This is a genomic window from Streptomyces sp. NPDC090798, from assembly GCF_044768965.1.
GTDB lineage: Bacteria > Actinomycetota > Actinomycetes > Streptomycetales > Streptomycetaceae > Streptomyces.
This window is the reverse complement of the sequence record NZ_JBIVXA010000001.1, coordinates 278,592-304,066: the sequence shown is the minus strand read 5'-3', so window position 1 is coordinate 304,066 and position 25,475 is coordinate 278,592. Positions and strand designations below refer to the sequence as shown.

Sequence of the window (25,475 nt, the reverse complement as noted above, 5' to 3'; positions counted from 1 at the left end):
GCGGCCCTTGCGGGGCGGACGGCGCCTGCCCTCGACAAGTGGTGAGGTTAGGCTAACCTACCTTCGAACTTGTCCGGCGGGCGCTACCGCCCCGTGCCGAAAGCAGCCACACACATGTCCAACGCCCGTGCCACCCGCCTCACCCGCCGCGGCATCCTCGCCGCCGGCGGCGCCCTCGGTCTCGGCGCCGTCCTCGCCGCCTGTGGCGACGACGACGGCAAAAACGGTGGCTCGGAGTCGACGAAGGCCGCCGCCAAGTCCGGTCCCTGGAGCTTCAAGGACGACCGCGGCACAACGGTGAAGCTGGACAAGGTCCCGGCGAACATCGTCGCCTTCACCGGTGTCGCGGCCGCCCTCTACGACTACGGCGTCGAGGTCAAGGGCGTCTTCGGCCCGACCACGACCAAGGACGGCAAGGCCGACGTCCAGGCCGGCGACATGGACGTCAGCAAGCTGACCGTCCTCGGCAACGAGTGGGGCCAGTTCAACATCGAGAAGTACGCGGCCCTCGCGCCCGACGTGCTGATCTCCACCATGTTCGACTCCGCGGGCACCCTCTGGTACGTCCCCGAGGAGTCCAAGGCGAAGATCCTCAAGCTCGCCCCGAGCGTCGGCATCTCCGTCTACGACCGCCAGATGCCCGTGTCGTTGCAGCGCATGCTCGCGCTCGCCGTGTCGCTGGGCGCCGACGAGAAGTCCGCCAAGATCGCCGAGGCGAAGAAGAAGTTCGAGACGGCCGCGGCGCGGCTGCGCGCCGCGGCCAAGGCCCGCCCCGAGATCAAGGTGCTCGCCGGTTCCGCGAGCCAGGACATCTTCTACGTCTCCGGCTCGAACCTCTCCATCGACCTGGAGTACTTCAAGGCGCTCGGCGTGAACATCGTCGAGCCCTCCGCCAAGGCCCTGAAGGCCAGCGGCGGCTGGTTCGAGAACCTGAGCTGGGAGAACGTCGACAAGTACCCGGCGGACGTCATCGTCATGGACGACCGCAGCGCGACCATCCAGCCGGCCGACATCACCGAGGCCACCTGGAAGAAGCTGCCCGCCGTCAGGGCCGGCCAGGTCATCGCCCGCTCCCCCGAGCCGATCGTGTCGTACGACAAGTGCACCCCGCTCCTCGACAACCTCGCCGAGGCGATCGAGAAGGCCAGGAAGGTCGCCTGACGCCCGCGTGGCGCATCCCTGCCGCGAACCCCCGAAGTAACCCCGGACGTGAACCCCTGACGATGACTCAGGAGCACTTATGACGACGGCCGTAGCCGCCCCGTTCCGTTTTTTCTCCCTCCAGGTCGTACGGACGAGGCGGCTCGGTCCGTCGCTGGTCCGGATCACCTTCGCCGGTGACGACCTGGTGGCCTTCGCCTCCCATGGCCGGGACCAGAGCCTCTCCCTCTTCCTGCCGCACCCCGGCCAGACCGAGCCCGCCGTCCCCTACGAGCTGGGCGACAGCTGGTGGCAGGGGTGGCGCGAACTCCCCGACGGCGAACGGGCGGTGATGCGCTCGTACACGCTGCGGGCGCTGCGCCCAGACGCCCGGGGCCGTACGAGCGAGATCGACATCGACTTCGTTCTGCACGGTGTGGAGCCGGACGCCCAGGTCCCCGCGGGTCCTGCATCCCAGTGGGCCTCCCGTGCGGCGGCCGGTGACCGCGTCGTACTGCTCGGCCCGGCGGTCGAGGACAACCGGGCGATCCGCTTCCGCCCGCCCGCCGGCACCGACCTGGTCGTCCTGTGGGCGGACGAGACCGCGCTGCCCGCCGCCTCCGCGATCCTCGAGTCCCTGCCCGCCGGCACCCGCGTCCGGGCCTGGCTGGAGGTCCAGCACGCGGCGGACGTCCAGGACCTGCCGGTCATCGCCGAGGCGGAGATCACCTGGCTCGTGCGCGACGACGGGGCCCCCATGGCCGTCGACGCGGTGCGTGCCGCCCGGCTTCCGCCCACCGAGAACCCGTACGCCTGGATCGCGGGCGAGTCCGGGTGCGTGAAGGAGATGCGCCGTCATCTCGTGCGCGAGCGCGGCATCGACCGCAGGTGGGTCACCTTCGTCGGCTACTGGCGGCGCGGGCTGACCGAGGAGCAACTGCGCGAGCAGGAGTGACCGTTCACGAAAAGACGCAGGTGGGGCGGGGTCGCAGATCAATTTAGGTTAGGCTAACCTAAGTTAATGCCGGAGCCCCGCCCCTCTTCTCGTCCCGGCCCAGCCCTCGCCCCACCCGTCCCGCTCGGACTCTCCCGCACGGAGGACCCCCACATGCGCTCGCACCTGCTCAATGACACGACCGCGGAGCGGTACCGCCGCTCCGTGACCGAAGGAATCGAGCGGGTGGCGGCCAAACTCGCCACCACCGACCGACCGTTCACGGGTGTCACGGTCGACGCCCTCGCTCCCCGTATCGAGCGGATCGACCTGGACCGCCCGCTGCACGACACCAGCGCCGTTCTCGACGAGCTCGAAGAGGTCTACCTCCGGGACGCGATCTACTTCCACCACCCGCGCTACCTCGCGCACCTCAACTGCCCGGTGGTCATACCCGCCGTGCTCGGCGAGGCCGTCCTGTCCGCCGTCAACTCCTCCCTGGACACCTGGGACCAGTCGGCCGGCGGCACCCTCATCGAACGTCGGCTCATCGACTGGACCAACGAGCGCATCGGCCTCGGCCCGGCCGCCGACGGCGTGTTCACCAGCGGCGGCAGCCAGTCCAACCTCCAGGCCCTGCTGCTGGCCCGCGAGGAGGCCAAGCCAGGGAGCGAACCGGGCGTCAACGCGGCCAGACTCCGCATCTTCGCCTCCGAGGTCAGCCACTTCAGCGTCAGGAAGTCGGCCAAACTCCTGGGCCTCGGCGCGGACGCCGTCGTCTCGATCCCCGTCGACCAGGACAAGCGCATGCAGACGCTCGCCCTCGCCCACGAGCTGGAGCGCTGCGAACGCGACGGCCTGGTGCCGATGGCCGTCGTCGCCACCGCCGGCACCACCGACTTCGGCTCCATCGACCCGCTGCCCGAGATCGCCGAGCTGTGCGCCCGGTTCGGCGCCTGGATGCACGTGGACGCGGCCTACGGCTGCGGACTGCTCACCTCCCTCAAGAACCGGGACCGCCTCGACGGCATCGACCGCGCCGACTCCGTCACCGTCGACTACCACAAGTCCTTCTTCCAGCCCGTGAGTTCCTCCGCCGTGCTGGTCCGCGACGCCGCCACCCTGCGCCACGCCACCTACCACGCGGAGTACCTGAACCCGCGCCGCATGGTCCAGGAGCGCATCCCCAACCAGGTCGACAAGTCCCTCCAGACCACCCGCCGCTTCGACGCCCTCAAGCTGTGGATGACGCTGCGCGTGATGGGCGCCGACGGCATCGGCGAACTCTTCGACGAGGTCTGCGACCTGGCCCAGGAGGGCTGGAAGCTGCTCGTCGCCGACCCCCGCTTCGACGTGGTCGTGGAGCCGTCCCTGTCCACCCTCGTCTTCCGCTTCATCCCGGCCGCCGTCACCGACCCGGCCGAGATCGACCGCGCCAACCTGTACGCCCGTAAGGCCCTGTTCGCCTCCGGCGACGCCGTCGTCGCGGGCACCAAGGTCGGCAGCCGCCACTACCTGAAGTTCACCCTGCTCAACCCCGAGACCACGGCCGACGACATCGCCGCCGTACTCGATCTGATCGCCGGCCACGCCGAGCAGTACCTGGGAGAGTCCCTTGACCGCGCTTCCTGAATCCGTCGAAGCCACTGGAAAGACGTACGACTTCGTGGGCATCGGGCTCGGGCCCTTCAACCTCGGCCTCGCCTGCCTCACCGAGCCGATCGCCGAACTGGACGCCGTCTTCCTGGAGTCCAAGCCGGACTTCGAGTGGCACTCCGGGATGTTCCTGGAGGGCGCGCACCTCCAGACCCCGTTCATGTCGGACCTGGTGACCCTCGCCGACCCGACCTCCCCGTACTCCTTCCTCAACTACCTGAAGGAGTCCGGTCGGCTGTACTCCTTCTACATCCGCGAGAACTTCTATCCGCTGCGGGTCGAGTACGACGACTACTGCCGCTGGGCCGCCTCGAAACTGAGCAGCGTCCGCTTCAGCACGACGGTCGAGGAAGTGACGTACGAGGGCGATCTGTACCACGTACGGACGACGGCCGGCGAGGTGCTGCGCGCCCGCCATCTGGTCCTCGGCACCGGAACACCCCCGTACATCCCCGAGGCCTGCGCGGACCTCGGCGGCGACTTCATCCACAACTCCCGCTATCTCCAGCACAGGCGGGAGCTCCAGGCGAAGGAGTCGATCACGCTCGTCGGCAGCGGCCAGTCCGCCGCCGAGATCTACTACGACCTGCTCAGCGAGATCGACGTCCACGGCTACCGGCTGAACTGGGTCACGCGCTCCCCGCGCTTCTTCCCGCTCGAGTACACCAAACTCACGCTGGAGATGACCTCCCCGGAGTACATCGACTACTTCCACGCGCTGCCCGAGCCGACCCGCTACCGCCTCCAGACGGAGCAGAAGGGCCTGTTCAAGGGCATCGACGGCGAGCTGATCGACGCGATCTTCGACCTGCTCTACCAGAAGAACCTCGGCGGGCCCGTCCCGACCCGACTGCTCACCAACTCCTCCCTGAACACGGCCGCTCACGAGAACGGCACGTACACCCTGGGTCTGCGCCAGGAGGAGCAGGGCAAGGACTACGAGCTGAGCTCCGAGGGCCTGATCCTGGCCACCGGCTACAAGTACGCCGAGCCCGAGTTCCTGAAGCCGGTCCAGGGCCGGCTGCGCTACGACACCCGCGGCAACTTCGACGTGGCCCGCAACTACGCCATCGACACCACGGGCCACGGCGTCTTCCTGCAGAACGCGGGCGTCCACACCCACAGCATCACCAGCCCCGACCTGGGCATGGGCGCGTACCGCAACGCGTCCATCATCCGTGAACTGCTCGGCACCGAGTACTACCCGGTCGAGAAGACGATCGCGTTCCAGGAGTTCGCCGTATGAGCACCACGAGCCGTACAGACACGACCACCGACGTGGGCACCTTCGCCATCCACCCCCTCGACCCCATCCAGGACGCCGAGTTGCTGCACGGCTGGGTGACGCATCCCAAGGCCGCCTTCTGGATGATGCAGGAGGCGAAACTGCACGACGTGGAGCGCGAGTACACGGCCATCGCGGCCAGTGAGTACCACGAGGCGTTCCTGGGGTCGCTGGACGGCGAACCCGTGTTCCTGATGGAGAGGTACGACCCGGCGCGCGTGGAGCTGGTCGGTCTGTACGAGCCCGCGCCCGGAGACGTCGGCATGCACTTCCTGGTCGCGCCGACGGAGACGCCGGTGCACGGGTTCACCAGGGCGGTGATCACCGCGGTGATGGAGCACCTGTTCGCCGACCCGACGACCGCGCGGGTCGTCGTGGAGCCCGACGTGCGCAACACGGCCGTGCACGCGCTGAACGAAGCCGTCGGGTTCGTGCCCGAGCGCGAGATAGAGAAGCCGGAGAAAAGGGCGTTGCTGAGCTTCTGCACCCGGGAGCGGTTCGAGAAGACGACGGGGGTGGCCGGATGAGCCTCGCCGACGCCGTGGCCCACCTCTCCCCCGAGCGCTGGGAGCGCGCCAACCGCCTCCTCGTCCGCAAGGCCCTCGCCGAGTTCGCGCACGAGCGCCTGATCACTCCGGAGTCCGACGGCGACGGCGGGTACGTCGTCCGCAGCGACGACGGCCTGACCCGCTACGGCTTCACCGCCGCCCTGCGCACCCTCGACCACTGGCAGGTCGATCCCGAGTCGATCACCCGCCATCGCGACGGGGCCGAACTCCCGCTCGCCGCACTCGACTTCTTCATCGAGCTGAAGACGTCGCTGGGCCTGAGCGACGAGGTGCTGCCGGTCTACCTGGAGGAGATCTCCTCCACCCTCTCGGGCACCTGCTTCAAACTCACCAAGCCGCAGATCCCGTCCGCCGAACTCGCGAAGGCCTCCTTCCAGGAGATCGAGACCGGCATGACCGAGGGCCACCCCTGCTTCGTCGCCAACAACGGGCGGCTCGGCTTCGGCGTGCACGAGTACCTCTCGTACGCGCCCGAGGCCGCGAGCCCGATCCGGCTGGTGTGGCTGGCCGCGCACCGCTCCCGGGCCGCCTTCACCGCGGGTGTGGGCATCGAGTACGAGTCCTTCGTACGCGAGGAGCTGGGCGCGCGGACGGTCGAGCGGTTCGCCGCCACCCTCACCGGACAGGGCCTGGACCCCGAGGACTATCTGCTCATCCCCGTCCACCCCTGGCAGTGGTGGAACAAGCTCTCGGTGACCTTCGCGGCCGAGGTCGCCCAGCGGCATCTCGTCTGCCTCGGCGAGGGCGACGACGAGTACCTGGCCCAGCAGTCCATCCGGACGTTCTTCAACACCACCAGCCCCGGGAAGCACTATGTGAAGACGGCGCTGAGCGTCCTCAACATGGGCTTCATGCGCGGTCTGTCCGCCGCCTACATGGAGGCGACCCCGGCGATCAACGACTGGCTGGCCCAGCTCGTCGAGAACGACCCGGTACTCAAGTCCACCGGCCTGTCGATCATCCGCGAACGGGCCGCCGTCGGCTACCGCCACCTCGAGTACGAGGCCGCCACCGACCGCTACTCCCCGTACCGCAAAATGCTCGCGGCCCTGTGGCGCGAGAGCCCGGTCCCCGCGCTCCAGGAGGGCGAGAGCCTGGCCACCATGGCCGCCCTCGTCCATGTCGACCACACGGGCGCCTCCTTCGCGGGGGCGCTGATCGAGCGGTCCGGGCTGCCCCCCGTGGAGTGGCTGCGCCGCTATCTGCGCGCCTACTTCACGCCCCTCCTGCACAGCTTCTACGCCTACGACCTGGTCTACATGCCGCACGGCGAGAACGTCATCCTCGTCCTCAAGGACGGCGCCGTGCAGCGCGCGATCTACAAGGACATCGCCGAGGAGATCGCCGTCATGGACCCGCAGGCGGTGCTGCCGCCCGTGGTCGAGCGGATCCGCGTCGAGGTCCCCGAGGACAAGAAACTCCTGTCGATCTTCACGGACGTCTTCGACTGCTTCTTCCGCTTCCTGGCGGCCGACCTGGCGGGCGAGGGCATCCTCGACGAGGACGACTTCTGGCGGACGGTCGCCGAGTCCGTACGCGAGTACCAGGAGTCGGCGCCCGAACTCGCCGACAAGTTCCGGCAGTACGACATGTTCGCGCCCGAGTTCGCGCTGTCCTGCCTGAACCGGCTCCAGCTGCGCGACAACAAGCAGATGGTGGATCTGGCCGATCCGTCCGGCGCGCTCCAGCTGGTCGGCAGCCTGAAGAACCCGATCGCGGGTCTCTGAAACCGGTGGGGCTCAGGAGTACGGTCCTCCTGAGCCCCATCTCTCGCGTTGACGCCGCTTACGCCGTGGGCCAGGGCACCTGGGGCGAGCGGTAGTAGCCGATCCCCAGGGCCTTCCAGCGCGGCCCCTGCGCCGCGAGCCGCACCTTGTAGGTGTCCCAGTCGTGCGTCGACGCGGGCGACCAGCCGAGTTCGGCCGCGCCGGGCAGCCGCGGGAAGGTCATGTAGTCGATGTCGGCCCCTGTGACGATGGTCTCCGTCCACAGCGGCGCCTCGACGCCCCGGATCGCCGAAGCCGGCGCTCCCGGCAGATAGGCGCCCGGATCCCAGTCGTACGACCGTTTCACTTCCACCAGGCCCGCCCAGTCCTGCCCGAGCGGGGTGTCCGCGGTGTACTTCATGTCGAGGTAGACCCGGTCGGCGGGCGACAGCACGAGCCCCGTCCCGTTCCGCGCGGCCTCGGCGACCTGCGCCTTCTCCGTGGCACTGGTGTCGTCGAGCCCCCAGTACTGCGCGATCGCGCCCTTCGCCGGGTGCGCCCCGGTCAGCTGGTGCCAGCCGACCACCGTCTTCCCGTACTTGGCGACGACCGGCTGCGCCTTGTCCATGAAGGCGACGTAGTCGGCGTGGCTGGTGGAGTGGGCCTCGTCCCCGCCGATGTGGAGGTACTTGCCCGGCGTGAGTGCCGCCAGCTCCCGCACGACGTCGTCCACGAAGTCGTACGTCACCGGCTTCGCCACGCACAGCGAGCTGAACCCGACGTCGGTGCCGGTGTAGAGCGCAGGCGCGGTCCCGTTGCAGTTCAGCTGGGCGTACGAGGCGAGCGCGGCGTTGGTGTGGCCCGGCATGTCGATCTCCGGGACGACCTCCAGATAGCGGGAGGCCGCGTACCGCACGATCTCCTTGTAGTCGGCCTTGGTGTAGTAACCCCCGTGCCCGCCGCCGACCTGTGTGGACCCTCCGTACGTGGCGAGCCGCGGCCAGGAGTCGATCGCGATGCGCCAGCCCTGGTCGTCACTCAGGTGCAGATGCAGTTTGTTGACCTTGTAGAGCGCCAACTCGTCGATGTACCGCTTGACTTGCGCGACGCCGAAGAAGTGCCGGGAGACGTCGAGCATCGCGCCGCGGTAGCCGTAGCGCGGGCTGTCCTTGATGGTGCCGCCCGCGACGAGCCAGGGGCCGGGCTGCACGGAGTTCTTCTCGACGGCGGCGGGCAGCAGCTGGCGCAGCGTCTGGACGCCGTGGAAGAGGCCGGCGGGCGCGGCGGCCGTGATGGTGACGCCGCTGTGCCCGCTGTCCAGGCGATAGCCCTCGGCGCCTGTGGACCCCGCCGCGATCCGCAGCCGGATACCGCCCGTGCCGTGCGTGGTGACGGGCAGTCGATACCCGGTGGAGGGACGCAGGACGTCGGCCAGATACGCCCCGACCCGGCGGGCCTGAGGCGATTCCTCGACCCGGATGCGCGTGCCGTCGGTGATGCGGTACGGGGTTCCGCCCGCGTGGACCGAGGCGGGGGCCGGCACCACCTGCCCGAGCGGGGTCGCGGTGCGGCCCGACTCGGAGTGTGCCGCACCGGCGACTGAGATGCCGGTGGCCGCCACGAGCAGCAGCGTACCGAGAAGACGGGGCGTTCTGTGCTGTCTCACATGCGCTCCCTTCGAAGGACCCTGCAAATGAATTGCGAATGGGTGTAGACCACTCTTCCGCAGACCCGGTGAAACAATCCCCCTCATGGCGGAAATCATCCAGAAGGACGGGACGTGGACCTTCGACGGCGACGCGCTGCGGCTGACTCCGGGGCGCGACAAGAACGTGAGCCTGCTCCGCAAGACCTTGGGTGAACTGAGTGTCCCGCTGGGAGCGTTGGCGGGGATTTCCTTCGAACAGGGCAAGAAGAGCGGGCGGTTGCGGCTCCGGCTGCGCGACGGCGCCGACCCGCTGCTCCAGGCGACCGGCGGCAAGCTCGCCGAGCCGAACGACCCCTACCAGCTCACCGTGGAGTCCGACCGCTACGGCGTCGCCGAGTACGTCGTGGACGAGGTCCGCGACGCGCTGCTTCTGGACCAGGTGCCGGCCGGCCCGGTCGACGGCTATCTGCTCCCGGGCCCCTCCGTGCCGCTGTCCGTCTCCGCCGGCGACGGCACCGCGAGCTTCGACGGCGAGCAGGTGCGCCTGGAGTGGAACTGGAAGACCGAGGACTCCAAGTCCGCCGCCGGAGCCCGCTCGCTCGCCCTCACCGACCTCACCACCGTCGAGTGGCACCCCGCGGTCGGCCTGGAGAACGGCTACCTCCGCTTCACCGTCCGCGGCGCGGAGACCAAGGCGCCGCCGAAGTACGACCCCAACTCCGTGGAGCTGTGGGGCTTCAAGAAGGACCCGCTGATGGCGCTGGTCGCGGCGGCGGTACAGGCCCGGCTCCCGCATCCCACGGCCTCCCCGGAAGCCGCGCAGGCGGCGGAGCGGGCCGCCGCGATCGCCCCGGAGGACGACCACGACGCCCTGCTCCGCCGCCTGCGCGAACTGGGCGACCTCCACAAGTCCGGAGTCCTGACGGACGAGGAGTTCGCCACGGCCAAACGGGCGGTCCTCAAGCGCATGTAGAAATCCGCGACGAGGACCGCCCGAGGTCGTCCCACCCTGCCTTCTAGGCGTACGACGAGTGGAGCGCCCCTTCAGGGGCGCGGGGCTGTGACATGTGCGGCTCCGCCGCGTGGGCGCGACCAGCCACACTCAGCCCGCAGACAAATTCACCGAGCGCGACGGGCCACCGTGAAGTGGTCGACCTCCGCACCCGTCTCGGCGATCCCCCGGACCGTCAGCGTGGCCAGCCGCCCCTTGTGCGCGGGCGTGACATCCACCCGGAGGAAGGAGTAGTTGAGGTAGCGCACCCGGGACCAGGCGACCGTCTCGTTCTGCTTGCCGTCCTTGAGGTTGATGAAGGAGGCGACGGAGTCGACCTCGTTCTCGTGACCTTCGTACGACTCGGGGGCGGTGAACGCGTACAGGCTGCGCCCGGCCGCGCCCGCCGTCACGTACACGACGCCGTCGGTCTCCGGGTACGCCGTGCCGCCGATCGGCAGCTTCTTGGTGACCGCGTTGCCCTTGATGACGTCCGTGCGCTCGTACTGGTGGTTGTGGCCGTTGATGACCAGGTCCACCGTGTACTTCTCGAACAGCGGCACCCACTCCTGTCGCACGCCCCCCTCCGAGGCGTGCGCCGTGGAGGTGCAGTACGCGCAGTGGTGGAAGAAGATCACGATGAAGTCGACGTCCTTGGACGCCCGGAACTTCTTGAGCTGGCCCTCGAGCCATGTCGTCTGCGTTCCTCCGGATATGCCCAGGTTCGCCGGGATCTCGAAGGAGATGTCGTTGGCGTCCAGCGAGATGATCGCCGTGTTGCCGTAGACGAAGGAGTAGACGCCGGGCAGGTTCTTCTTGTCGGGACCGTTGTCCGGAAGCGTCCAGCGGGCCTCCTCGCCGCCGTAGCCGTTGGGCGAGTACCAGGCCTCCATGTCGTGGTTGCCGTACGCGGGCATCCACGGGACCTGCTTGGCGACCGTCTCGGTCTGGGCGAGGAACTGGTCCCAGATGCGCGAGTCGAAGCCGGTGTCCTCCTTCTTGCCCGCGCCGGCCGGGTCCGCGTACGCGATGTCGCCGGCGTGCAGGTGGAAGGACGGGTTCTGGCCGAGCAGCAGGGCGTCGTTGGCGAGGCCGTGGTAGCCGACACCCTCGTCGCCGAAGGCCGTGAAGGTGAACGGCTCGGCGTGCGAGGGCGCGGTGGTGAAGGTGCCGAGCGTGCCCAGCAGGTGAGGCGCGCACGGGTCGAAGCCCGCGTGGCCGACGCCGTAGTAGTACGTCTTGCCGGGGCGCAGGTGGGTGAGCTTGGCGTGCAGGTAGTACTGCGTGTGGTCGCCGCTCGCGCCGACGCCCGCCGGGGTGTAGAGGGTGCGGACCTCGGCCTCGATCTTGCGGGAGAGGTCCCAGGGGTGGGCACCGATGCGGAGGAACGGCTTCTTCACCTCGGCCGGAACCTGCCAGGAGACCGTGATCTCCGTACGCGGGTCGTTGCCGAAGGCGAGGTGACGGCCGAAGGGCGCGACGAGGGCGCCGTCGACCTTCTCGGCCGAGGAGGTGGCGGCCCGCGTCGGTGCAGCGGCCTGTGCGACGGCGCCGGGCACGAAGGTGCCGCCCGCGACGGCGCCGAGGGTCACGGCCCCGCCTCTGATCATGTTGCGCCGGGAGAACTTGGCGCGGAGATACTCGTGCTGCTCTGCCATGGTCATGCGCTCGGCGAGCTTCTCCGGTACGCCCATGCGTGGAGTGTCCATGGCCACAGAAGTTGCTCCCGGCAATCGACGCGGCACAAGACACAGGATGGACAGCTTGCAAACAGACCCCCATAAGACCTTCAACAGCCACTTGCCCGATATCGGGCAGGATTCTTGCGAATCGGCTCTTGGTACCCCAGGATCAACGGGTGCACGACGAACTTGTTGATCACCTGACGCGCTCCACCCCCCTGAACCGGGGCGAGGCACTGCGGGTGGTCCAGGACGTGCTCGCCTACTTCGACGAGACGACCGAGGACTACGTCCGTCGCCGCCACCGCGAGCTCCAGGCGCAGGGCCTGGTCAACGCGACGATCTTCGAACGGATCGAGGCGGACCTGAAGTACCGCGCGGTCGCGCCGCCGGAGCTCACGCTCAGGCAGCTGCGCCGCATTGTCTACGGCTGAGGAATACATATACATGTGCGGAATCGTCGGATACATCGGCAGGCGTGACGTGGCGCCGCTGCTGCTCGAAGGCCTCCAGCGCCTGGAGTACCGCGGCTACGACTCGGCGGGCATCGTCGTCACGACGCCGAAGTCGACCGGCCTGAGGATGGTCAAGGCCAAGGGCCGGGTCCGTGATCTTGAGGCCAAGGTCCCCGCACGCTTCAAGGGCACCACCGGCATCGCCCACACCCGCTGGGCCACCCACGGCGCCCCCTCCGACGTGAACGCGCACCCCCACATGTCCGCCGACAGCAAGGTCGCGGTCGTCCACAACGGCATCATCGACAACGCCTCCGACCTGCGCAAGAAGCTCGAGGCGGACGGCGTCGAGTTCCTCTCGGAGACCGACACCGAGGTCCTCACCCACCTGATCGCCCGCTCCCAGGCCGAGAAGCTCGAGGACAAGGTCCGCGACGCACTGAGGGTGATCGAGGGCACGTACGGCATCGCGGTCCTGCACGCCGACTTCCCCGACCGCATCGTGGTGGCCCGCAACGGCTCCCCGGTCGTCCTCGGCATCGGCGAGAAGGAGATGTTCGTCGCCTCGGACATCGCCGCCCTGGTCACCCACACCCGCCAGATAGTGACGCTGGACGACGGCGAGATGGCCACCCTCAAGGCCGACGACTTCCGTACGTACACCACCGAGGGCACCCGTACGACGGCCGAGCCGACCACCGTGGAGTGGGAGGCGGCCTCGTACGACATGGGCGGCCACGACACGTACATGCACAAGGAGATCCACGAGCAGGCCGAGGCCGTGGACCGGGTGCTGCGCGGCCGTATCGACGACCGGTTCTCCACCGTGCACCTCGGTGGCCTGAACCTGGACGCCCGTGAGGCGCGCCAGATCCGCCGCGTGAAGATCCTCGGCTGCGGCACCTCCTACCACGCGGGCATGATCGGCGCCCAGATGATCGAGGAGCTCGCCCGTATCCCCGCGGACGCCGAGCCGGCCTCCGAGTTCCGCTACCGCAACGCGGTCGTCGACCCCGACACCCTGTACGTGGCCGTGTCGCAGTCCGGTGAGACGTACGACGTACTGGCCGCCGTGCAGGAGTTGAAGCGCAAGGGCGCGCGGGTGCTCGGTGTGGTCAACGTCGTCGGCTCGGCGATCGCCCGCGAGGCGGACGGCGGCATGTACGTCCACGCGGGCCCCGAGGTCTGTGTCGTCTCGACGAAGTGCTTCACCAACACGACCGTCGCGTTCGCACTGCTCGCCCTGCACCTCGGCCGCACCCGCGACCTGTCGGTCCGCGACGGCAAGCGGATCATCGAGGGCCTGCGCAAGCTGCCCGCGCAGATCTCCGAGATCCTGGAGCAGGAGGACGAGATCAAGAAGCTGGCCGAGGAGTACGCCGAGGCCCGCTCGATGCTCTTCATCGGCCGCGTCCGGGGCTACCCGGTGGCCCGTGAGGCCTCCCTGAAGCTCAAGGAGGTCTCGTACATCCACGCCGAGGCCTACCCGGCCTCCGAGCTCAAGCACGGCCCGCTGGCGCTCATCGAGCCCGCGCTGCCCACGGTCGCGATCGTCCCCGACGACGACCTCCTGGAGAAGAACCGCGCCGCCCTGGAGGAGATCAAGGCCCGCAGCGGCCGGATCCTCGCGGTGGCGCACCAGGAGCAGGAGAAGGCCGACCAGACGATCGTCGTCCCGAAGAACGAGGACGAGCTGGACCCGATCCTCATGGGCATCCCGCTGCAACTCCTCGCCTACCACACGGCGTTGGCCCTGGGCCGCGACATCGACAAGCCGCGCAACCTGGCCAAGTCGGTGACGGTGGAGTAGAGAGCCCTGCAGGGGCGCGGGGAACTGCGCGAGCAACCCCCACCACCCGCAGCCGAACGCCAAAGAGAACGGGTCCCTGTGCCAACGCCACCGGCGCACAGGGACCCGTTCCTTCAGGGGGCCGGGGCCGCCCATGCCCCGGCCCGCGCCAGCCTCAGCCGGTGGCCGTCACCCCCCGGCCGGCGGCGCGTCCGGGCAGTGCGGTGGGCCAGTGAGCCATGGCCGCCGTGGCCCCGTACCAGGCGAGCGCGCCGCCCGCGACGGCGAACCAGCCGCCGACCTTTCCCAGACCTCCGCTGTCGCCGAACTGCCCGACGGCCAGCAGGAGAAGGGCGACGAAGAGCAGCGCGTACGTTCCTCGGGTGAGAAGGGGGGCGCCGCTCGCGCCGGCGGTCAGACTGAGCGCGACAAGCGCGAACAGGAGCAGGAAGAGACCGGTCGCGTTGGCGGACATCTGCGTGCCGGCCGTGACGCCCCAGGTGAACCAGAACGCGCCGAGCGCCGTGAACGCCGTACCGGTGAAGGCGTCGTGGTCGCGGAAGGCGAACAGCCCGGCTACGAAGAGCGCGATGCCACCGACGTAGGTGGCGAGGGAGACGGAGTCGGCCGCTGTCACGCCGTCGATCACTTGGGTGTTACCGAGGCCGAAGAGCAACAGGGTGAGGCCGAGCGCGAGGTGGCCGAGGGTCGAGGTGATGCTTCCCGCGGAGACGTCTTTGTCCACGGCGGGCTCCCTTCATGCATGTGCAGTTGTGCTGCGTGGTACCGGCCGTGCGGTTGGTCCGGTGACCGGTATGTACCCTTCACAAGGGCACAAACCACCTCTACGCGCGAGTAGATTCATGCCGTTTCAGGCACCCGCCAAAGGGAGTTGACGGTAGGTCAGGGGATGCGCCCGGGGGACGCGTCAGGGGATGACGATCACCGGGCGCTGCGCACGCTTCGCGAGCCGTCCGGCCACCGAGCCGAAGATGCGCCCGACGATGCCGTGCGTGGAGCCGACGACGATCGCGTCCGCCTCGTACTCCCGCCCGACCTCTTCGAGTTCGTGACAGATGTCACCGCCGCGCTCGACGAGGATCCAGGGCACCTCGGCCAGATATTCGGCGCACGCGAGTTCCAGTCCGAGCACCTCGGTGCGGTGGTCGGGCACGTCGACGAAGACCGGTGGTTCACAGCCCGCCCACACCGTGGTGGGCAGCCGGTTCGCGACATGCACGATGATCAGGCCCGAGCCGGAGCGGTGGGCCATGCCGACCGCGTAGGCGAGGGCGCGCTCGCTGGACGTCGAGCCGTCGAAACCGACGACGACGCCGTGCTTGAAGGCAGGATCGCAGGGCTGGCGGGGTTCTTCCGCCGCCAGGGGCTCGGCCGCCGTGGGATCGGCGAGCGGGCGCTTGCGGTTCGCGGGATCGAAGAATTCGTGACCGGCCATGGGTATCTCGGCGTTTAGATCCTCGTGGTGGGGACGAAAAGTGCGGCAGAGCTGTGTCCGGGAATCATCTTCCCAACCCCATACCCCCAAGGGTACGGCGGCACGCCTCCTCTGCCCAGATCTCGCGCGCACTGCGCGGCGTTCCCCGGAGCATGCATGAGAGGCGCCCTTAACGCAATGGTTGCTGCCCCGTACAGGCGGTTTGCACAGGGTTCACCCAGGCTCGAGGTCTTTCGTAGGTGACCGGCGGGTCGAACACGCGTTGAACCGATGAGCCACCGCCATGGAGAGCACTGGAGTACCAGGGAACCAGGGAGCAGACCGTGCCAGGACCAGAGACCGCGTCCCACCCCTCCTCTCCGGCGCACGCCACGTCGCCCGGGCCGGACACGGCAAGCGAGGTGGTGCGGTGGGCGGCCTTCAGCTGCGTCCTGGTCCCCGTCGTCCTCGTCGGGTTCGGCACCTCCCTCGCCGGCGCGGCCGGTACGGCGCTGGGCCTGGCGGCCGTGACCGGTGCCTGTCGGCTCCTCCTGCACCAGTCCGAGCGCGTCGCGGCCCGTCTCCGCGCCGATGAGGCCGCCGCACCCCGGGCCCGGCACAGCAGGACCGGCCTCCACGGCGGCGCCCACCACCACGGCCGCCCCGGGCGTGGCCGCCGGGGCCGCACCCAGGCGCCCCGCGGGGAGAGAGACGGCGGCACCCGGGACGACGGGGTCCATGGCGAGACGGCCCACGCCGAGGGGACCACCCCCGGCGCCCGGGCGCGGAGCGACCAGGGCCGCGCCACGCGGGACCGGGCCGCACGAGACCGGGACACGGGGGGCTGGGACGCAGAGGGCTGGGACACAGGGGGCCGGGACGCGGGGGGCTGGGACATAGGGGGCTGGGACGCGGGGGGCTGGGACGGACGGAATCCGGACGGACGGAATCCGGACGGACGGAATCCTGGCGTGCAGGCCCAGGGCACGGCGAACCCGGCCGGACGGGAGCGGACCCCGGGAAACCCGGCCGAACGAGACGGGCACCCGGAGAACCTGATCACCTGGGACCTGACCCCGCAGGACCTGATCACGTGGGACCCGAGCGAGTGGAACGGGGACGCACAGGATCCGGACACCCGTGTCCGGGACGCCGGGGGCCGGGACACACGCGACCAGGACACACACCGCGACACCCCTCGCGGCGGCGCCCCGCTCGAACGCCCCGCACGGCACCGTGGCACACAGGATTTGGCCGACTCGCACATCATGAACGGCTTGCAGGGCAGTAGCGGCCCGGGGGCGCACAGGGGCGGCCGTCACGGCGGAGGAAAGAAGCCGGTTGACTGACCGGTTTCCGCGCACGCCCCCGCTTCTTTTCAGCCAACTTCGGTCACCCGTGCATCTCTTGCTCGAACGACCCCCCAACCCGCGTTCCACCTGCACCGAAAGCCCTCTGGAGGGCGCGCGCACCCTATGGGGATTGGCCACTGACACGAGGCGCACTTCCCTGCAAGGCCCACGAGTGCAACGCTTCGTGATCGAATGCTTCACGCCAAGTTGCCATGTCGACATTCTGCCGACTGCCGAACTGGTCACCTTGGCGCCACGGGACACAGTAGATTCGATCTTGACTGTCTTACGGCGGGGGACTCGTGCAGGACCGAGGGGAAACGTGCAGGAGCGACACAACCGAGGAGCCGCGACCACCGAGGGGGGCTTAGCAGTATGAGCCACGACTCCACTGCCGCGCCGGAAGCCGCGGCCCGGAAGCTTTCCGGGCGACGCCGCAAGGAGATCGTCGCGGTGCTGCTGTTCAGCGGCGGCCCCATCTTCGAGAGTTCCATACCGCTGTCGGTGTTCGGGATTGACCGCCAGGACGCCGGCGTGCCGCGCTACCGACTGCTGGTGTGCGGCGGCGAAGAGGGCCCGCTGCGGACCACAGGGGGCCTGGAACTCACCGCGCCGCATGGCCTGGAGGCGATCTCGCGGGCGGGCACCGTCGTGGTGCCGGCCTGGCGTTCGATCACCTCGCCGCCACCGGAGGAGGCGCTCGACGCGCTGCGCCGGGCGCACGAGGAGGGAGCCCGCATAGTCGGACTGTGCACCGGCGCCTTCGTGCTGGCCGCAGCCGGACTGCTGGACGGCCGACCGGCGACGACCCACTGGATGTACGCACCGACGCTGGCCAAGCGCTACCCGTCGGTCCACGTCGACCCGCGAGAACTCTTCGTGGACGACGGGGATGTGCTGACCTCCGCGGGTACGGCGGCCGGAATCGATCTCTGTCTCCACATCGTGCGGACGGACCACGGCAACGAGGCGGCCGGCGCGCTGGCCCGCCGTCTTGTCGTGCCCCCGCGCCGGAGCGGCGGTCAGGAGCGCTATCTCGATCGATCTTTACCGGAGGAGATCGGCGCCGACCCCCTCGCGGAGGTCGTCGCCTGGGCGCTGGAGCACCTCCACGAGCAGTTCGACGTCGAGACGCTGGCGGCACGCGCGTACATGAGCCGCCGCACCTTCGACCGCCGGTTCCGCTCGCTCACGGGGAGCGCTCCCCTGCAGTGGCTGATCACTCAGCGCGTACTGCAGGCGCAGCGGCTGCTGGAGACCTCCGACTACTCGGTCGACGAGGTCGCCGGACGCTGCGGCTTCCGTTCGCCGGTCGCGCTGCGGGGTCACTTCCGGCGCCAGCTCGGCTCGTCCCCGGCCGCGTACCGGGCGGCGTACCGCGCGCGCAGGCCGCAGTCGGAACGGCCGTCCGACGTGGACGGCTCCGCGGGTCAGGCCGGGCCACCGCCCGTCCTGAGCCAGGAGAGCCCGGTGCCGCTGCAGACCCGCCGCACGGCGGCCGCCACCGCCCTGGGCCCGTCGACGTCCCTGTCGACGGAGCCGGGCAAGACGGGCACGGAGCTGTACGCGGCCGGGCGCCTGCCGGGGCAGCGCAGCGCGCCCTGAGGCGATGACGCGAGACGGTGGCGGCCCGGAACCCGACGAGGGTCCGGGCCGCCACCGTCTTCCCAGGCCACCACCCAGGTCACCGCCGTCCCGGATCTGCCCGTGCGCCCGGGCGCGCCGTAGGGTTAGGGCCATGAACGATCGCATGGTGTGGATCGACTGCGAGATGACCGGGCTCTCGCTGTCGGAGGACGCACTCATCGAGGTGGCCGCGCTGGTCACCGACTCGGAACTGAACGTGCTCGGCGAAGGGGTGGACATCGTGATCCGCCCGCCGGAGCGGGCGCTGGAGACGATGCCGGACGTGGTGCGCCAGATGCACACGGCCTCCGGCCTCCTCGACGAGCTGGCCGAGGGCACGACCCTGGCCGACGCCGAGGCACAGGTCCTCGCCTACGTACGTGAGCACGTCAAGGACCCGGGCAAGGCCCCGCTGTGCGGAAACTCGGTCGGCACGGACCGGGGCTTCCTGTCGCGCGACATGCCGGCCCTCGAGGACTACCTCCACTACCGCATCGTGGACGTCTCCTCGGTGAAGGAGCTGGCCCGCCGCTGGTACCCCCGGGCCTACTTCAACAGTCCGGAGAAGAACGGCAACCACCGCGCCCTCGCCGACATCCGCGAATCCATCGCGGAGCTCCGCTACTACCGCGAGGCGATCTTCGTCCCGCAGCCCGGCCCCGACTCGGACACCGCCCGCACCATCGCGGCGAAGCACGTGGTGTCCGCCGAATGACGCATGTCCGGGGCCCCGGGGGACCCCGGAGAAAGCCTGGCGCGAGCACCCCTTCGGACCCTGTACACTTTTTCTCGGCCGGTCAGGGAAACCAAGACCGGTCGTGGTGGGTGTAGCTCAGCTGGTAGAGCACCTGGTTGTGGTCCAGGATGTCGCGGGTTCAAGTCCCGTCACTCACCCTGATCGACCGAGGCCCGGTCCGCACAAGCGGACCGGGCCTCGGTCGTACGGCGAGCCGTACGACCGTACGGCCCAGTCCGTGCGTGTCCGGTGTGCCCTCTAGGCTCACCCAATGCCCCAACCCCACCTGCCCGCCCACACCCTGCGCACCGCCCGCCTCGATCTCCTGCCCCTGCGTGTCGAACACGCCGGGGAAATGGCCGAGGTGTTGTCCGACCCGGCGCTGCACACGTTCATCGGCGGCACACCCGCCACTCCCGAGGCCTTGCGTTCACGCTATGAACGCCTCGTCGCGGGTTCCCCCGACCCGGCCGTCGTCTGGTGCAACTGGGTTCTGCGGCTGCGCGAGGAGGGATGTCTCGTCGGTACGGTCCAGGCGACGGTCACCGGGGAGGTCGCGGAGATCGCCTGGGTGGTGGGCACGCCCTGGCAGGGGCGGGGGTTCGCCGGGGAGGCGGCGCGGGGGCTGGTCGGCCGGTTGGGCGAGGAGCCCGGCGTCCGTACGGTCGTCGCGCACGTCCACCCCGACCATCGGGCCTCCGCGGCCGTCGCCGCGGCCGCCGGGCTGGGCCCGACCGACCGGTACCAGGACGGCGAAGTCCGGTGGGAGCTGCCGCTACGGCGGTGACCTCAGCCCTCGTGCGGGCGGTTCGCCGCCCGCCACGCGTCGGCGAACCGGTGGACGTCCTCGAAACGTTCCTCGGGGTCGGACCGGGTCGCCCGGACGATCACCGCCTGCTGGGCCGGGGTGCCCCGCCAGGCGCGTTCCTCGTCGCCCGCGTCCAGCAGGAGCCGGGCCGTGCGCCCCAGGGTGAAGACGGTCGTACGGGTGTCGATCACGGCCCCGCACTCGAACTCCTCGGGGGCCATGAACCGGCGCGAACCCGGCAGGCGTTCCTCCTCGACCACGAACGGGCCCGGCCGGTACTCGTCGAGGTCGACCAGGTGGACGACGTCGCCCCCGAAGTCGTAGAGCAGCGCGCCGTCGTAGAAGTCGACCGCGACATGCCCGGCGACCTCCACCGCGAGATGGGCGTCGAGGACGCGTTCGAAGGCGGCGAGGACGCGGGAGATCGGCAGGGCGCGGAAGCGGGCCATGGGGGTGCCAGGGCCCGTACGGTCGCGCGGTCCGCCCACCATCGCCGGGTACAGCACCTCGCCCTCCCGCCAGGGCATCACCACCGCCGCGCCGCCGCGCCCCACGGTGATGCGGTGGACCTGCGGGACGATCGCCCGGTGCCGTACGGCCCGGTGGAAGGCCCAGGCCCGTTCGAGCGAGTGCCGTCCGCCGTCGGTCACCGCCTCCTTGACGAACCAGCGCGCCCCGTCGAGCAGCCGGACGCCGTACGACACGCACCCCGAGTCCTGTTCCCGGAACGCTTGGAACACCTCCCCCACCCTGCCCAGGTAGGGCTCCATGGCGGGCACTTCATCGACTCCGAGCAACGGGTGGAGGACCATACCGATCAGATTGCCCTATCGAAGCCTTTCCGCGCGTCAGGACGAGGCCCGTACCACCAGTTCGGACGGCAGCACGACCTGCCGCTTCTCCAGACCGCGCGAGACCGCGGGGCGGCGGTCGGCGATCTCCCCGAGCAGCAGATCGATCATGGCGCGGCCCATCTCCTCGATCGGCTGGCGCACGCTCGTCAGGGGCGGCTCCATGTGGCGGGCGATGGCGGAGTCGTCGTAGCCGACGAGGGCCACGTCCTCCGGTATGCGGCGGCCCACCTCGCGCAGGACCTGGCGGGCGCCCGCCGCCATCACGTCCGAGCCCGCGAACACGGCGTCCAGGTCCGGGCAGCGGGCCAGCAGCTCGGTCATCGCGCGCCGGCCGCCCTCCTCCGTGAAGTCGCCCGGGACGATCAGCCGGTCGTCCGCTTCGCGTCCGGCCGCGCGCAGGCCCTCGCGGTAGCCGTCGACACGGCGCTGGGCGCCGAAGACGTCGAGGCGCCCCGCCAGATGGACGATCCTCCGACGTCCCCGGGCGATCAGGTGCTCGACGGCCATGCGGCCTCCGCCGTAGTTGTCGGAGTCCACGGACGGCAGTGTCTCCTCCGCCGAGCGGCGACCGCTGATCACGGCCGGGATCTCCAGCTGGGAGAGGAGGTCGGGCAGCGGGTCGTCGGCGTGGACGGAGACGAGAAGTACGCCGTCGACGCGGTGCGCGGCCAGGTACTGGGCGAGGCGCTGCCGCTCCCGGTCGCTGCCCGCGAAGATCAGCAGCAGCTGCATCTCGGTGTCGGAGAGCTCCGCGCCGACGCCGCGCAGCATGTCCGAGAAGTACGGTTCCGCGAAGAAGCGGGTCTCCGGCTCGGGGACGACGAGGGCGATCGCGTCCGTGCGGTTGGCGGCGAGGGCGCGTGCCGCCGTGTTCGGGACGTAGCCGAGTTCGGCGACCGCCGCCTCGACGGCCGCGCGGGTCGCGTCGCTGACCCTCGGGGAGCCGTTGATCACCCGGGACACCGTGCCGCGGCCCACGCCCGCGCGTGCCGCGACCTCTTCCAAGGTCGGCCGGCCGCCTCCCCGGCCCCGCGCTCCGTGGCTTGCCATGGTCCGCCTCCCGTCGACGTCGCGCGCTCCGCGACTGGCCTGGAATCTAACAGCCCCGTTCACCACCGGGACCTCGGCAACCCGTACGTGAACGAGGTTCCGTGCCGATCCCGGCAGGGGCCGTCGGCCGGCCGTCCCGCCGGGGCCAATACCCCACTGACACGAGCCACTTCAACCGTCCGCCGCACCTCACCCACCCGCCTCCCTGAAGTTAGCTAACGGGCCGATAACTGAACGCATCTCTCCGCGTCGGCTCCCTTGACACCCCCGCGCGAACCGACGACTCTTCAACACATCACCTGTGGGAGCGCTCCCACGGTACCTGACACATACACATCCCGCACGTTCCCCGCCCGAGCCGCAGCATGAACGAACGGGCCCAACAGAGCAGTTGGCCGGGGGGTCGGCACGTCAGGCAACAGGAGGACGCAATGCGCACGATCACCCGTCGGTCCCGCAGTCTGGGGGCCCTCGCGGCCGTCGCCGCGCTGACCACAGGGCTGCTGGCCGGCTGTGCCAACGACAGTGGTGGAAGCAGCGGTGGGAGCAGCAGCGACACGGGCGGAGGCAAGGGCAAGACCACGATCACCCTGGGTCTCTTCGGCACTCAGGGATTCAAGGAGGCCGGCCTCTACGCCGAGTACGAGAAGCTCAACCCGAACATCAAGATCGCCGAGAATGTCGTCGAGCGCAACGAGAACTACTACCCGGCGCTCGTCAACCACCTCACCACCAACAGCGGCCTGCAGGACGTCCAGGCCGTCGAGGTCGGCAACATCGCCGAGGTCGTGGGGACCCAGGCGAGCAAGCTCGTGGACCTGTCCAAGGTCTCGGGCGTGAGCAAGAGCAACTGGCTGGACTGGAAGTGGCAGCAGGCCACGACCAAGGACGGTCAGACGATCGGACTCGGCACCGACATCGGCCCGATGGCGATCTGCTACCGCAAGGACCTCTTCCAGCAGGCCGGCCTGCCCACCGACCGCGACAAGGTCGGGCAGCTGTGGGCGGGCGACTGGAACAAGCTCGTCGCCGCCGGCGAGACGTACAAGAAGAAGGCGCCCAGCGGCACCACCTTCATGGACTCCCCCGGTGGTCTGCTCAACGCGGTCATCAGCAGTGAGCAGGAGAAGTTCTACGACTCCTCCGGCAAGGTCATCTACAAGACGAACCCGGCCATCAAGAGCGCCTTCGACCTGACCGCGAAGGCCGCCTCGGAGGGGCTGGTCGGCGCGCAGACGCAGTTCCAGCCGGCCTGGGACACGACGATCGCCAACAGCAAGTTCGCCGCGGTGGCCTGCCCGCCGTGGATGCTCGGCTACCTCAAGGGCAAGTCGAAGCCGGACGCCGCGGGCAAGTGGGACGTGGCCGCCGCGCCCAAGTCCGGCAACTGGGGCGGCACCTTCCTGACCGTGCCCAAGAGCGGCAAGCACGTCACGGAGGCCGAGAAGCTGGTCACCTGGCTGACCGCGCCCGCCCAGCAGGCCAAGCTGTTCAACGTGCAGGGCAGCTTCCCGAGCGCACCCGGTGCCTACAGCCTGCCCCAGGTGACCGGCGCGAAGAACGCGATGACCGGTGACACACCGATCGGCACGGTCTTCGCCGAGGCCGCCAAGGCCATCCCGACCCAGGTGATCGGCCCGAAGGACCAGATCATCCAGCAGGGTCTGACCGACAACGGCGTCATCCTCGTCACGAAGGGCAAGTCGGCCGCGGAGGCCTGGAACACGGCCACCAAGACCATCGACAACAACCTGGAGAAGTGACCGGTATGGCCACCCGGCACGACACCGCCGCGCCCCCCACCGAGGAGGGGGGCGCGGCCCCGGGCCGTCCGCCCGCCGCCGTACCCGACGAGAAGGACCAGCGGCGTCGGGCCCGGCTGTCCCGCCGCTGGCAGCGGGACCTGCGGTGGAGCCCGTACGCGTTCATCTCGCCGTTCTTCCTGCTGTTCCTCGCGTTCGGCCTGTTCCCGCTGATCTACACGGGCTGGGCCTCGCTGCACACGGTAGAGCTGACGGCGCCCACCGACATGCAGTGGGCGGGTCTGCGCAACTACACCCGTATCTTCGACGACGACTTCTTCTGGAACGCGGCGAAGAACACCCTGACCATCGGGATCATCTCGACCGTCCCGCAGCTGATGATGGCGATGGGCCTCGCCCACATCCTCAACTACAAGCTGCGCGGCTCGATCTTCTACCGGGTCATGATGCTCGCCCCGTACGCGACGTCGATCGCCTCCGCCTCACTCGTGTTCGTGCTGCTGTTCGGCCGCGACTACGGCATGATCAACTGGGCCCTGCACGCCATCGGGTTCGACAAGATCGACTGGCAGAACGACAAGTGGCCCTCGCAGATCGCCGTCTCGACGATCGTCATCTGGCGCTGGACCGGCTACAACGCGCTGATCTACCTGGCGGCGATGCAGGCGATCCCGCACGACCTGTACGAGTCGGCGGCCCTGGACGGGGCCAACCGCTGGCAGCAGTTCTTCCACGTGACCCTGCCGTCGCTGCGGCCGACGATCCTGTTCACCGTCGTCGTCTCCACCATCGGAGCGAGCCAGGTCTTCGGCGAACCGCTGCTGTTCGACGCCAACAAGGGGGCCTCCGGCGGCGCCGAGCACCAGTTCCAGACACTCGGCCTGTACCTCTACGAGCAGGGCTGGGTGAACCAGCACCTGGGCCGCGCCTCCGCGATCGCCTGGACGATGTTCCTGATCCTCATCGTGATCGGGATCGTCAATTACGTCATCTCGCGCCGGCTGCGCGCCAGTAGTTAAGGAGAACCGGCCGTGACGACGACCCTGACGAAACCCCCGGCGGACGCGGTACCCGAACCGCCGAAGCGTCCGCGGCGCCCCAAGTCGGCGCGCGCGGGCGGGCAGATGCACGCGGGGCCCCTCGCGTACGTCATCCTCGCGCTGTTCACGTTCGGCTCGCTGGGCCCCCTGGTGTGGACCGCGATCGCCGCCTCCCGCGACACCAACCGGCTGGCGCAGTCCCCGCCGCCGTTCTGGTTCGGCTCGAACCTCTTCCACAATCTCGACGTCGCCTGGACGGAGGCCAACCTGGGCGAGGCGTTCGTCAACACCACGTTCGTGGCGGGTGTTTCCGCGGTGACCGTGGTCTTCCTGTCGACGCTCGCCGGGTTCGCCTTCGCCAAGCTGCGCTTCAGGGGCCGTGGCGCCCTGATGCTGATCGTCGTCGGCACGATGATGGTGCCGCCGCAGCTCAGCGTGATCCCGCTCTACATGATGGTCGCCAAGCTCGACTGGACGGACCAGCTCCAGGCGGTGATCTTCCCGTCGCTGGTGAGCGCGTTCGGGGTGTTCTTCATGCGGCAGTACCTGATCCAGGCGCTGCCGGACGAGCTGATCGAGGCGGCCCGTGTCGACGGCGCGAGCAGCTGGGGGGTGATCTGGCACGTGGTGTTCCCGGCCGCCCGGCCCGCCATGGCGGTGCTCGGCATGCTGGTGTTCGTGCAGACGTGGAACGACTTCCTGTGGCCGTTCCTGGTGCTCACCCAGACCGGCAACCCGACCGTGCAGGTCGCGGTCGCGGGCCTCGGCCGCGGTTTCACTCCCGACCAGTCCCTGATCATGGCGGGCGCGCTGCTCGGCACGCTGCCGCTGCTCTTCGTCTTCGCCCTGTTCGGCAAGCAGATCGTCGGCGGCATCATGCAGGGCGCCGTCAAGGGCTGACCTCGTTCGCCGGTGGGAGAAGGGGAGCCGGGCCATCGCCGCCCCGGCCCCTCCTC

At 69.6% G+C, this 25,475-nt stretch carries 22 protein-coding genes and 1 tRNA gene; 17 read left to right on the top strand and 6 right to left on the bottom strand.

All coding sequences use genetic code 11. The annotated features are described in order from the left end of the window. Nucleotides 1-114 precede the first annotated feature (114 nt). From ACIQTP_RS01285 to ACIQTP_RS01260, 6 genes are all read left to right on the top strand, one after another. A complete protein-coding gene (locus ACIQTP_RS01285) occupies nucleotides 115-1,161 on the top strand; it encodes an ABC transporter substrate-binding protein (protein WP_403395123.1) in 1,047 nt (348 codons plus the stop codon). Nucleotides 1,162-1,240: 79 nt separating this feature from the next. Beyond that, complete coding sequence (locus ACIQTP_RS01280; RefSeq protein ID WP_403395121.1) at nucleotides 1,241-2,095, top strand: siderophore-interacting protein; 855 nt, start codon at nucleotides 1,241-1,243, stop codon at nucleotides 2,093-2,095. Nucleotides 2,096-2,248: 153 nt separating this feature from the next. Further along, a complete protein-coding gene (desA, locus tag ACIQTP_RS01275; protein ID WP_403395119.1) occupies nucleotides 2,249-3,706 on the top strand; it encodes a lysine decarboxylase DesA in 1,458 nt (485 codons plus the stop codon). Then, complete coding sequence (locus ACIQTP_RS01270; protein WP_403395117.1) at nucleotides 3,690-4,976, top strand: lysine N(6)-hydroxylase/L-ornithine N(5)-oxygenase family protein; 1,287 nt, start codon at nucleotides 3,690-3,692, stop codon at nucleotides 4,974-4,976. The genes desA and ACIQTP_RS01270 overlap by 17 nt, the downstream gene beginning before the upstream one ends. Beyond that, nucleotides 4,973-5,542 (top strand): GNAT family N-acetyltransferase, encoded by a 570-nt coding sequence (locus tag ACIQTP_RS01265; protein ID WP_403395115.1) that lies wholly within the window; start codon nucleotides 4,973-4,975, stop codon nucleotides 5,540-5,542. The genes ACIQTP_RS01270 and ACIQTP_RS01265 overlap by 4 nt, the downstream gene beginning before the upstream one ends. Then, entirely contained in the window at nucleotides 5,539-7,311 is a 1,773-nt protein-coding gene (locus ACIQTP_RS01260) for an IucA/IucC family protein (RefSeq protein ID WP_403395113.1), read from the top strand. The genes ACIQTP_RS01265 and ACIQTP_RS01260 overlap by 4 nt, the downstream gene beginning before the upstream one ends. A 58-nt stretch (nucleotides 7,312-7,369) precedes the next feature. On the opposite strand, the gene ACIQTP_RS01255 is transcribed toward ACIQTP_RS01260, so the two are convergent. Beyond that, nucleotides 7,370-8,956, bottom strand: a complete 1,587-nt coding sequence (locus tag ACIQTP_RS01255; RefSeq protein ID WP_403395111.1) for a beta-N-acetylhexosaminidase — start codon at nucleotides 8,954-8,956, stop codon at nucleotides 7,370-7,372. A gap of 85 nt (nucleotides 8,957-9,041) precedes the next feature. Here ACIQTP_RS01255 and ACIQTP_RS01250 point away from each other — a divergent pair, with 85 nt between their 5' ends. Next, nucleotides 9,042-9,911 carry a DUF4429 domain-containing protein gene (locus tag ACIQTP_RS01250; protein ID WP_403395110.1) on the top strand — a complete coding sequence of 290 codons (870 nt, stop codon included), beginning with the start codon at nucleotides 9,042-9,044 and terminating at the stop codon, nucleotides 9,909-9,911. Nucleotides 9,912-10,057: 146 nt separating this feature from the next. On the opposite strand, the gene ACIQTP_RS01245 is transcribed toward ACIQTP_RS01250, so the two are convergent. Continuing rightward, nucleotides 10,058-11,623 (bottom strand): purple acid phosphatase family protein, encoded by a 1,566-nt coding sequence (locus ACIQTP_RS01245; protein ID WP_403396059.1) that lies wholly within the window; start codon nucleotides 11,621-11,623, stop codon nucleotides 10,058-10,060. 164 nt (nucleotides 11,624-11,787) lie between these two features. On the opposite strand from ACIQTP_RS01245, the gene ACIQTP_RS01240 reads away from it, so the two are divergent. After that, nucleotides 11,788-12,045, top strand: coding sequence for a hypothetical protein (locus ACIQTP_RS01240; protein ID WP_075029205.1), 258 nt, complete (start codon nucleotides 11,788-11,790; stop codon nucleotides 12,043-12,045). A gap of 13 nt (nucleotides 12,046-12,058) precedes the next feature. Then, nucleotides 12,059-13,876 (top strand): glutamine--fructose-6-phosphate transaminase (isomerizing), encoded by a 1,818-nt coding sequence (gene glmS, locus ACIQTP_RS01235; protein ID WP_402041360.1) that lies wholly within the window; start codon nucleotides 12,059-12,061, stop codon nucleotides 13,874-13,876. 154 nt (nucleotides 13,877-14,030) lie between these two features. Here glmS and ACIQTP_RS01230 read toward each other — a convergent pair whose 3' ends face one another. Further along, nucleotides 14,031-14,600, bottom strand: a complete 570-nt coding sequence (locus ACIQTP_RS01230) for an acetate uptake transporter (RefSeq protein WP_054232866.1) — start codon at nucleotides 14,598-14,600, stop codon at nucleotides 14,031-14,033. A 183-nt stretch (nucleotides 14,601-14,783) separates the two neighbouring features. Then, nucleotides 14,784-15,311, bottom strand: coding sequence for a universal stress protein (locus ACIQTP_RS01225; RefSeq protein WP_403395107.1), 528 nt, complete (start codon nucleotides 15,309-15,311; stop codon nucleotides 14,784-14,786). Between the two features lie 323 nt (nucleotides 15,312-15,634). Here ACIQTP_RS01225 and ACIQTP_RS01220 point away from each other — a divergent pair, with 323 nt between their 5' ends. The 5 genes from ACIQTP_RS01220 (at nucleotide 15,635) to ACIQTP_RS01200 (ending at nucleotide 19,791) form a co-directional block, all read left to right on the top strand. Next, nucleotides 15,635-16,639: a hypothetical protein gene (locus tag ACIQTP_RS01220; RefSeq protein ID WP_403395105.1), complete on the top strand. Its 1,005-nt coding sequence runs from the start codon at nucleotides 15,635-15,637 to the stop codon at nucleotides 16,637-16,639. A 378-nt stretch (nucleotides 16,640-17,017) separates the two neighbouring features. Next, entirely contained in the window at nucleotides 17,018-18,247 is a 1,230-nt protein-coding gene (locus tag ACIQTP_RS01215) for a helix-turn-helix domain-containing protein (RefSeq protein ID WP_101405028.1), read from the top strand. 133 nt (nucleotides 18,248-18,380) lie between these two features. After that, nucleotides 18,381-18,983, top strand: coding sequence for an oligoribonuclease (gene orn / locus ACIQTP_RS01210; RefSeq protein WP_402041352.1), 603 nt, complete (start codon nucleotides 18,381-18,383; stop codon nucleotides 18,981-18,983). Between the two features lie 106 nt (nucleotides 18,984-19,089). Further along, nucleotides 19,090-19,162: transfer RNA gene (locus ACIQTP_RS01205), tRNA-His, on the top strand. 113 nt (nucleotides 19,163-19,275) lie between these two features. Further along, on the top strand, nucleotides 19,276-19,791 hold the full coding sequence (locus tag ACIQTP_RS01200; RefSeq protein WP_403395103.1) for a GNAT family N-acetyltransferase: 516 nt from the start codon (nucleotides 19,276-19,278) through the stop codon (nucleotides 19,789-19,791). A gap of 2 nt (nucleotides 19,792-19,793) precedes the next feature. Here ACIQTP_RS01200 and ACIQTP_RS01195 read toward each other — a convergent pair whose 3' ends face one another. Continuing rightward, nucleotides 19,794-20,624 carry a serine/threonine protein kinase gene (locus tag ACIQTP_RS01195; RefSeq protein ID WP_403395101.1) on the bottom strand — a complete coding sequence of 277 codons (831 nt, stop codon included), beginning with the start codon at nucleotides 20,622-20,624 and terminating at the stop codon, nucleotides 19,794-19,796. A 36-nt stretch (nucleotides 20,625-20,660) separates the two neighbouring features. After that, entirely contained in the window at nucleotides 20,661-21,716 is a 1,056-nt protein-coding gene (locus tag ACIQTP_RS01190; protein ID WP_402041343.1) for a LacI family DNA-binding transcriptional regulator, read from the bottom strand. 431 nt (nucleotides 21,717-22,147) lie between these two features. Between ACIQTP_RS01190 and ACIQTP_RS01185 the strand changes: the two genes are divergently transcribed. From ACIQTP_RS01185 to ACIQTP_RS01175, 3 genes are read left to right on the top strand one after another with little or no spacing between them, the layout of a single operon-like run. After that, on the top strand, nucleotides 22,148-23,479 hold the full coding sequence (locus tag ACIQTP_RS01185) for an ABC transporter substrate-binding protein (RefSeq protein WP_403395099.1): 1,332 nt from the start codon (nucleotides 22,148-22,150) through the stop codon (nucleotides 23,477-23,479). A 5-nt stretch (nucleotides 23,480-23,484) separates the two neighbouring features. Beyond that, entirely contained in the window at nucleotides 23,485-24,498 is a 1,014-nt protein-coding gene (locus tag ACIQTP_RS01180) for a carbohydrate ABC transporter permease (RefSeq protein ID WP_403396058.1), read from the top strand. A gap of 12 nt (nucleotides 24,499-24,510) precedes the next feature. Continuing rightward, nucleotides 24,511-25,419: a carbohydrate ABC transporter permease gene (locus tag ACIQTP_RS01175; RefSeq protein ID WP_403395097.1), complete on the top strand. Its 909-nt coding sequence runs from the start codon at nucleotides 24,511-24,513 to the stop codon at nucleotides 25,417-25,419. Nucleotides 25,420-25,475: the final 56 nt, after the last annotated feature.

What these genes read in the sequence shown, in the direction of transcription:
- ACIQTP_RS01260 (WP_403395113.1), top strand. Translation starts at nt 5,539, where the DNA reads ATGAGCCTCGCCGACGCCGTGGCCCACCTCTCCCCCGAGCGCTGGGAG.
- ACIQTP_RS01285 (WP_403395123.1), top strand. Translation starts at nt 115, where the DNA reads ATGTCCAACGCCCGTGCCACCCGCCTCACCCGCCGCGGCATCCTCGCC.
- ACIQTP_RS01265 (WP_403395115.1), top strand. Translation starts at nt 4,973, where the DNA reads ATGAGCACCACGAGCCGTACAGACACGACCACCGACGTGGGCACCTTC.
- ACIQTP_RS01200 (WP_403395103.1), top strand. Translation starts at nt 19,276, where the DNA reads ATGCCCCAACCCCACCTGCCCGCCCACACCCTGCGCACCGCCCGCCTC.
- ACIQTP_RS01180 (WP_403396058.1), top strand. Translation starts at nt 23,485, where the DNA reads ATGGCCACCCGGCACGACACCGCCGCGCCCCCCACCGAGGAGGGGGGC.
- ACIQTP_RS01195 (WP_403395101.1), bottom strand. Translation starts at nt 20,624, where the DNA reads ATGGTCCTCCACCCGTTGCTCGGAGTCGATGAAGTGCCCGCCATGGAG.
- ACIQTP_RS01250 (WP_403395110.1), top strand. Translation starts at nt 9,042, where the DNA reads ATGGCGGAAATCATCCAGAAGGACGGGACGTGGACCTTCGACGGCGAC.
- orn (WP_402041352.1), top strand. Translation starts at nt 18,381, where the DNA reads ATGAACGATCGCATGGTGTGGATCGACTGCGAGATGACCGGGCTCTCG.
- ACIQTP_RS01185 (WP_403395099.1), top strand. Translation starts at nt 22,148, where the DNA reads ATGCGCACGATCACCCGTCGGTCCCGCAGTCTGGGGGCCCTCGCGGCC.
- glmS (WP_402041360.1), top strand. Translation starts at nt 12,059, where the DNA reads ATGTGCGGAATCGTCGGATACATCGGCAGGCGTGACGTGGCGCCGCTG.
- ACIQTP_RS01280 (WP_403395121.1), top strand. Translation starts at nt 1,241, where the DNA reads ATGACGACGGCCGTAGCCGCCCCGTTCCGTTTTTTCTCCCTCCAGGTC.
- ACIQTP_RS01215 (WP_101405028.1), top strand. Translation starts at nt 17,018, where the DNA reads ATGAGCCACGACTCCACTGCCGCGCCGGAAGCCGCGGCCCGGAAGCTT.
- ACIQTP_RS01245 (WP_403396059.1), bottom strand. Translation starts at nt 11,623, where the DNA reads ATGGGCGTACCGGAGAAGCTCGCCGAGCGCATGACCATGGCAGAGCAG.
- ACIQTP_RS01190 (WP_402041343.1), bottom strand. Translation starts at nt 21,716, where the DNA reads ATGGCAAGCCACGGAGCGCGGGGCCGGGGAGGCGGCCGGCCGACCTTG.
- desA (WP_403395119.1), top strand. Translation starts at nt 2,249, where the DNA reads ATGCGCTCGCACCTGCTCAATGACACGACCGCGGAGCGGTACCGCCGC.
- ACIQTP_RS01225 (WP_403395107.1), bottom strand. Translation starts at nt 15,311, where the DNA reads ATGGCCGGTCACGAATTCTTCGATCCCGCGAACCGCAAGCGCCCGCTC.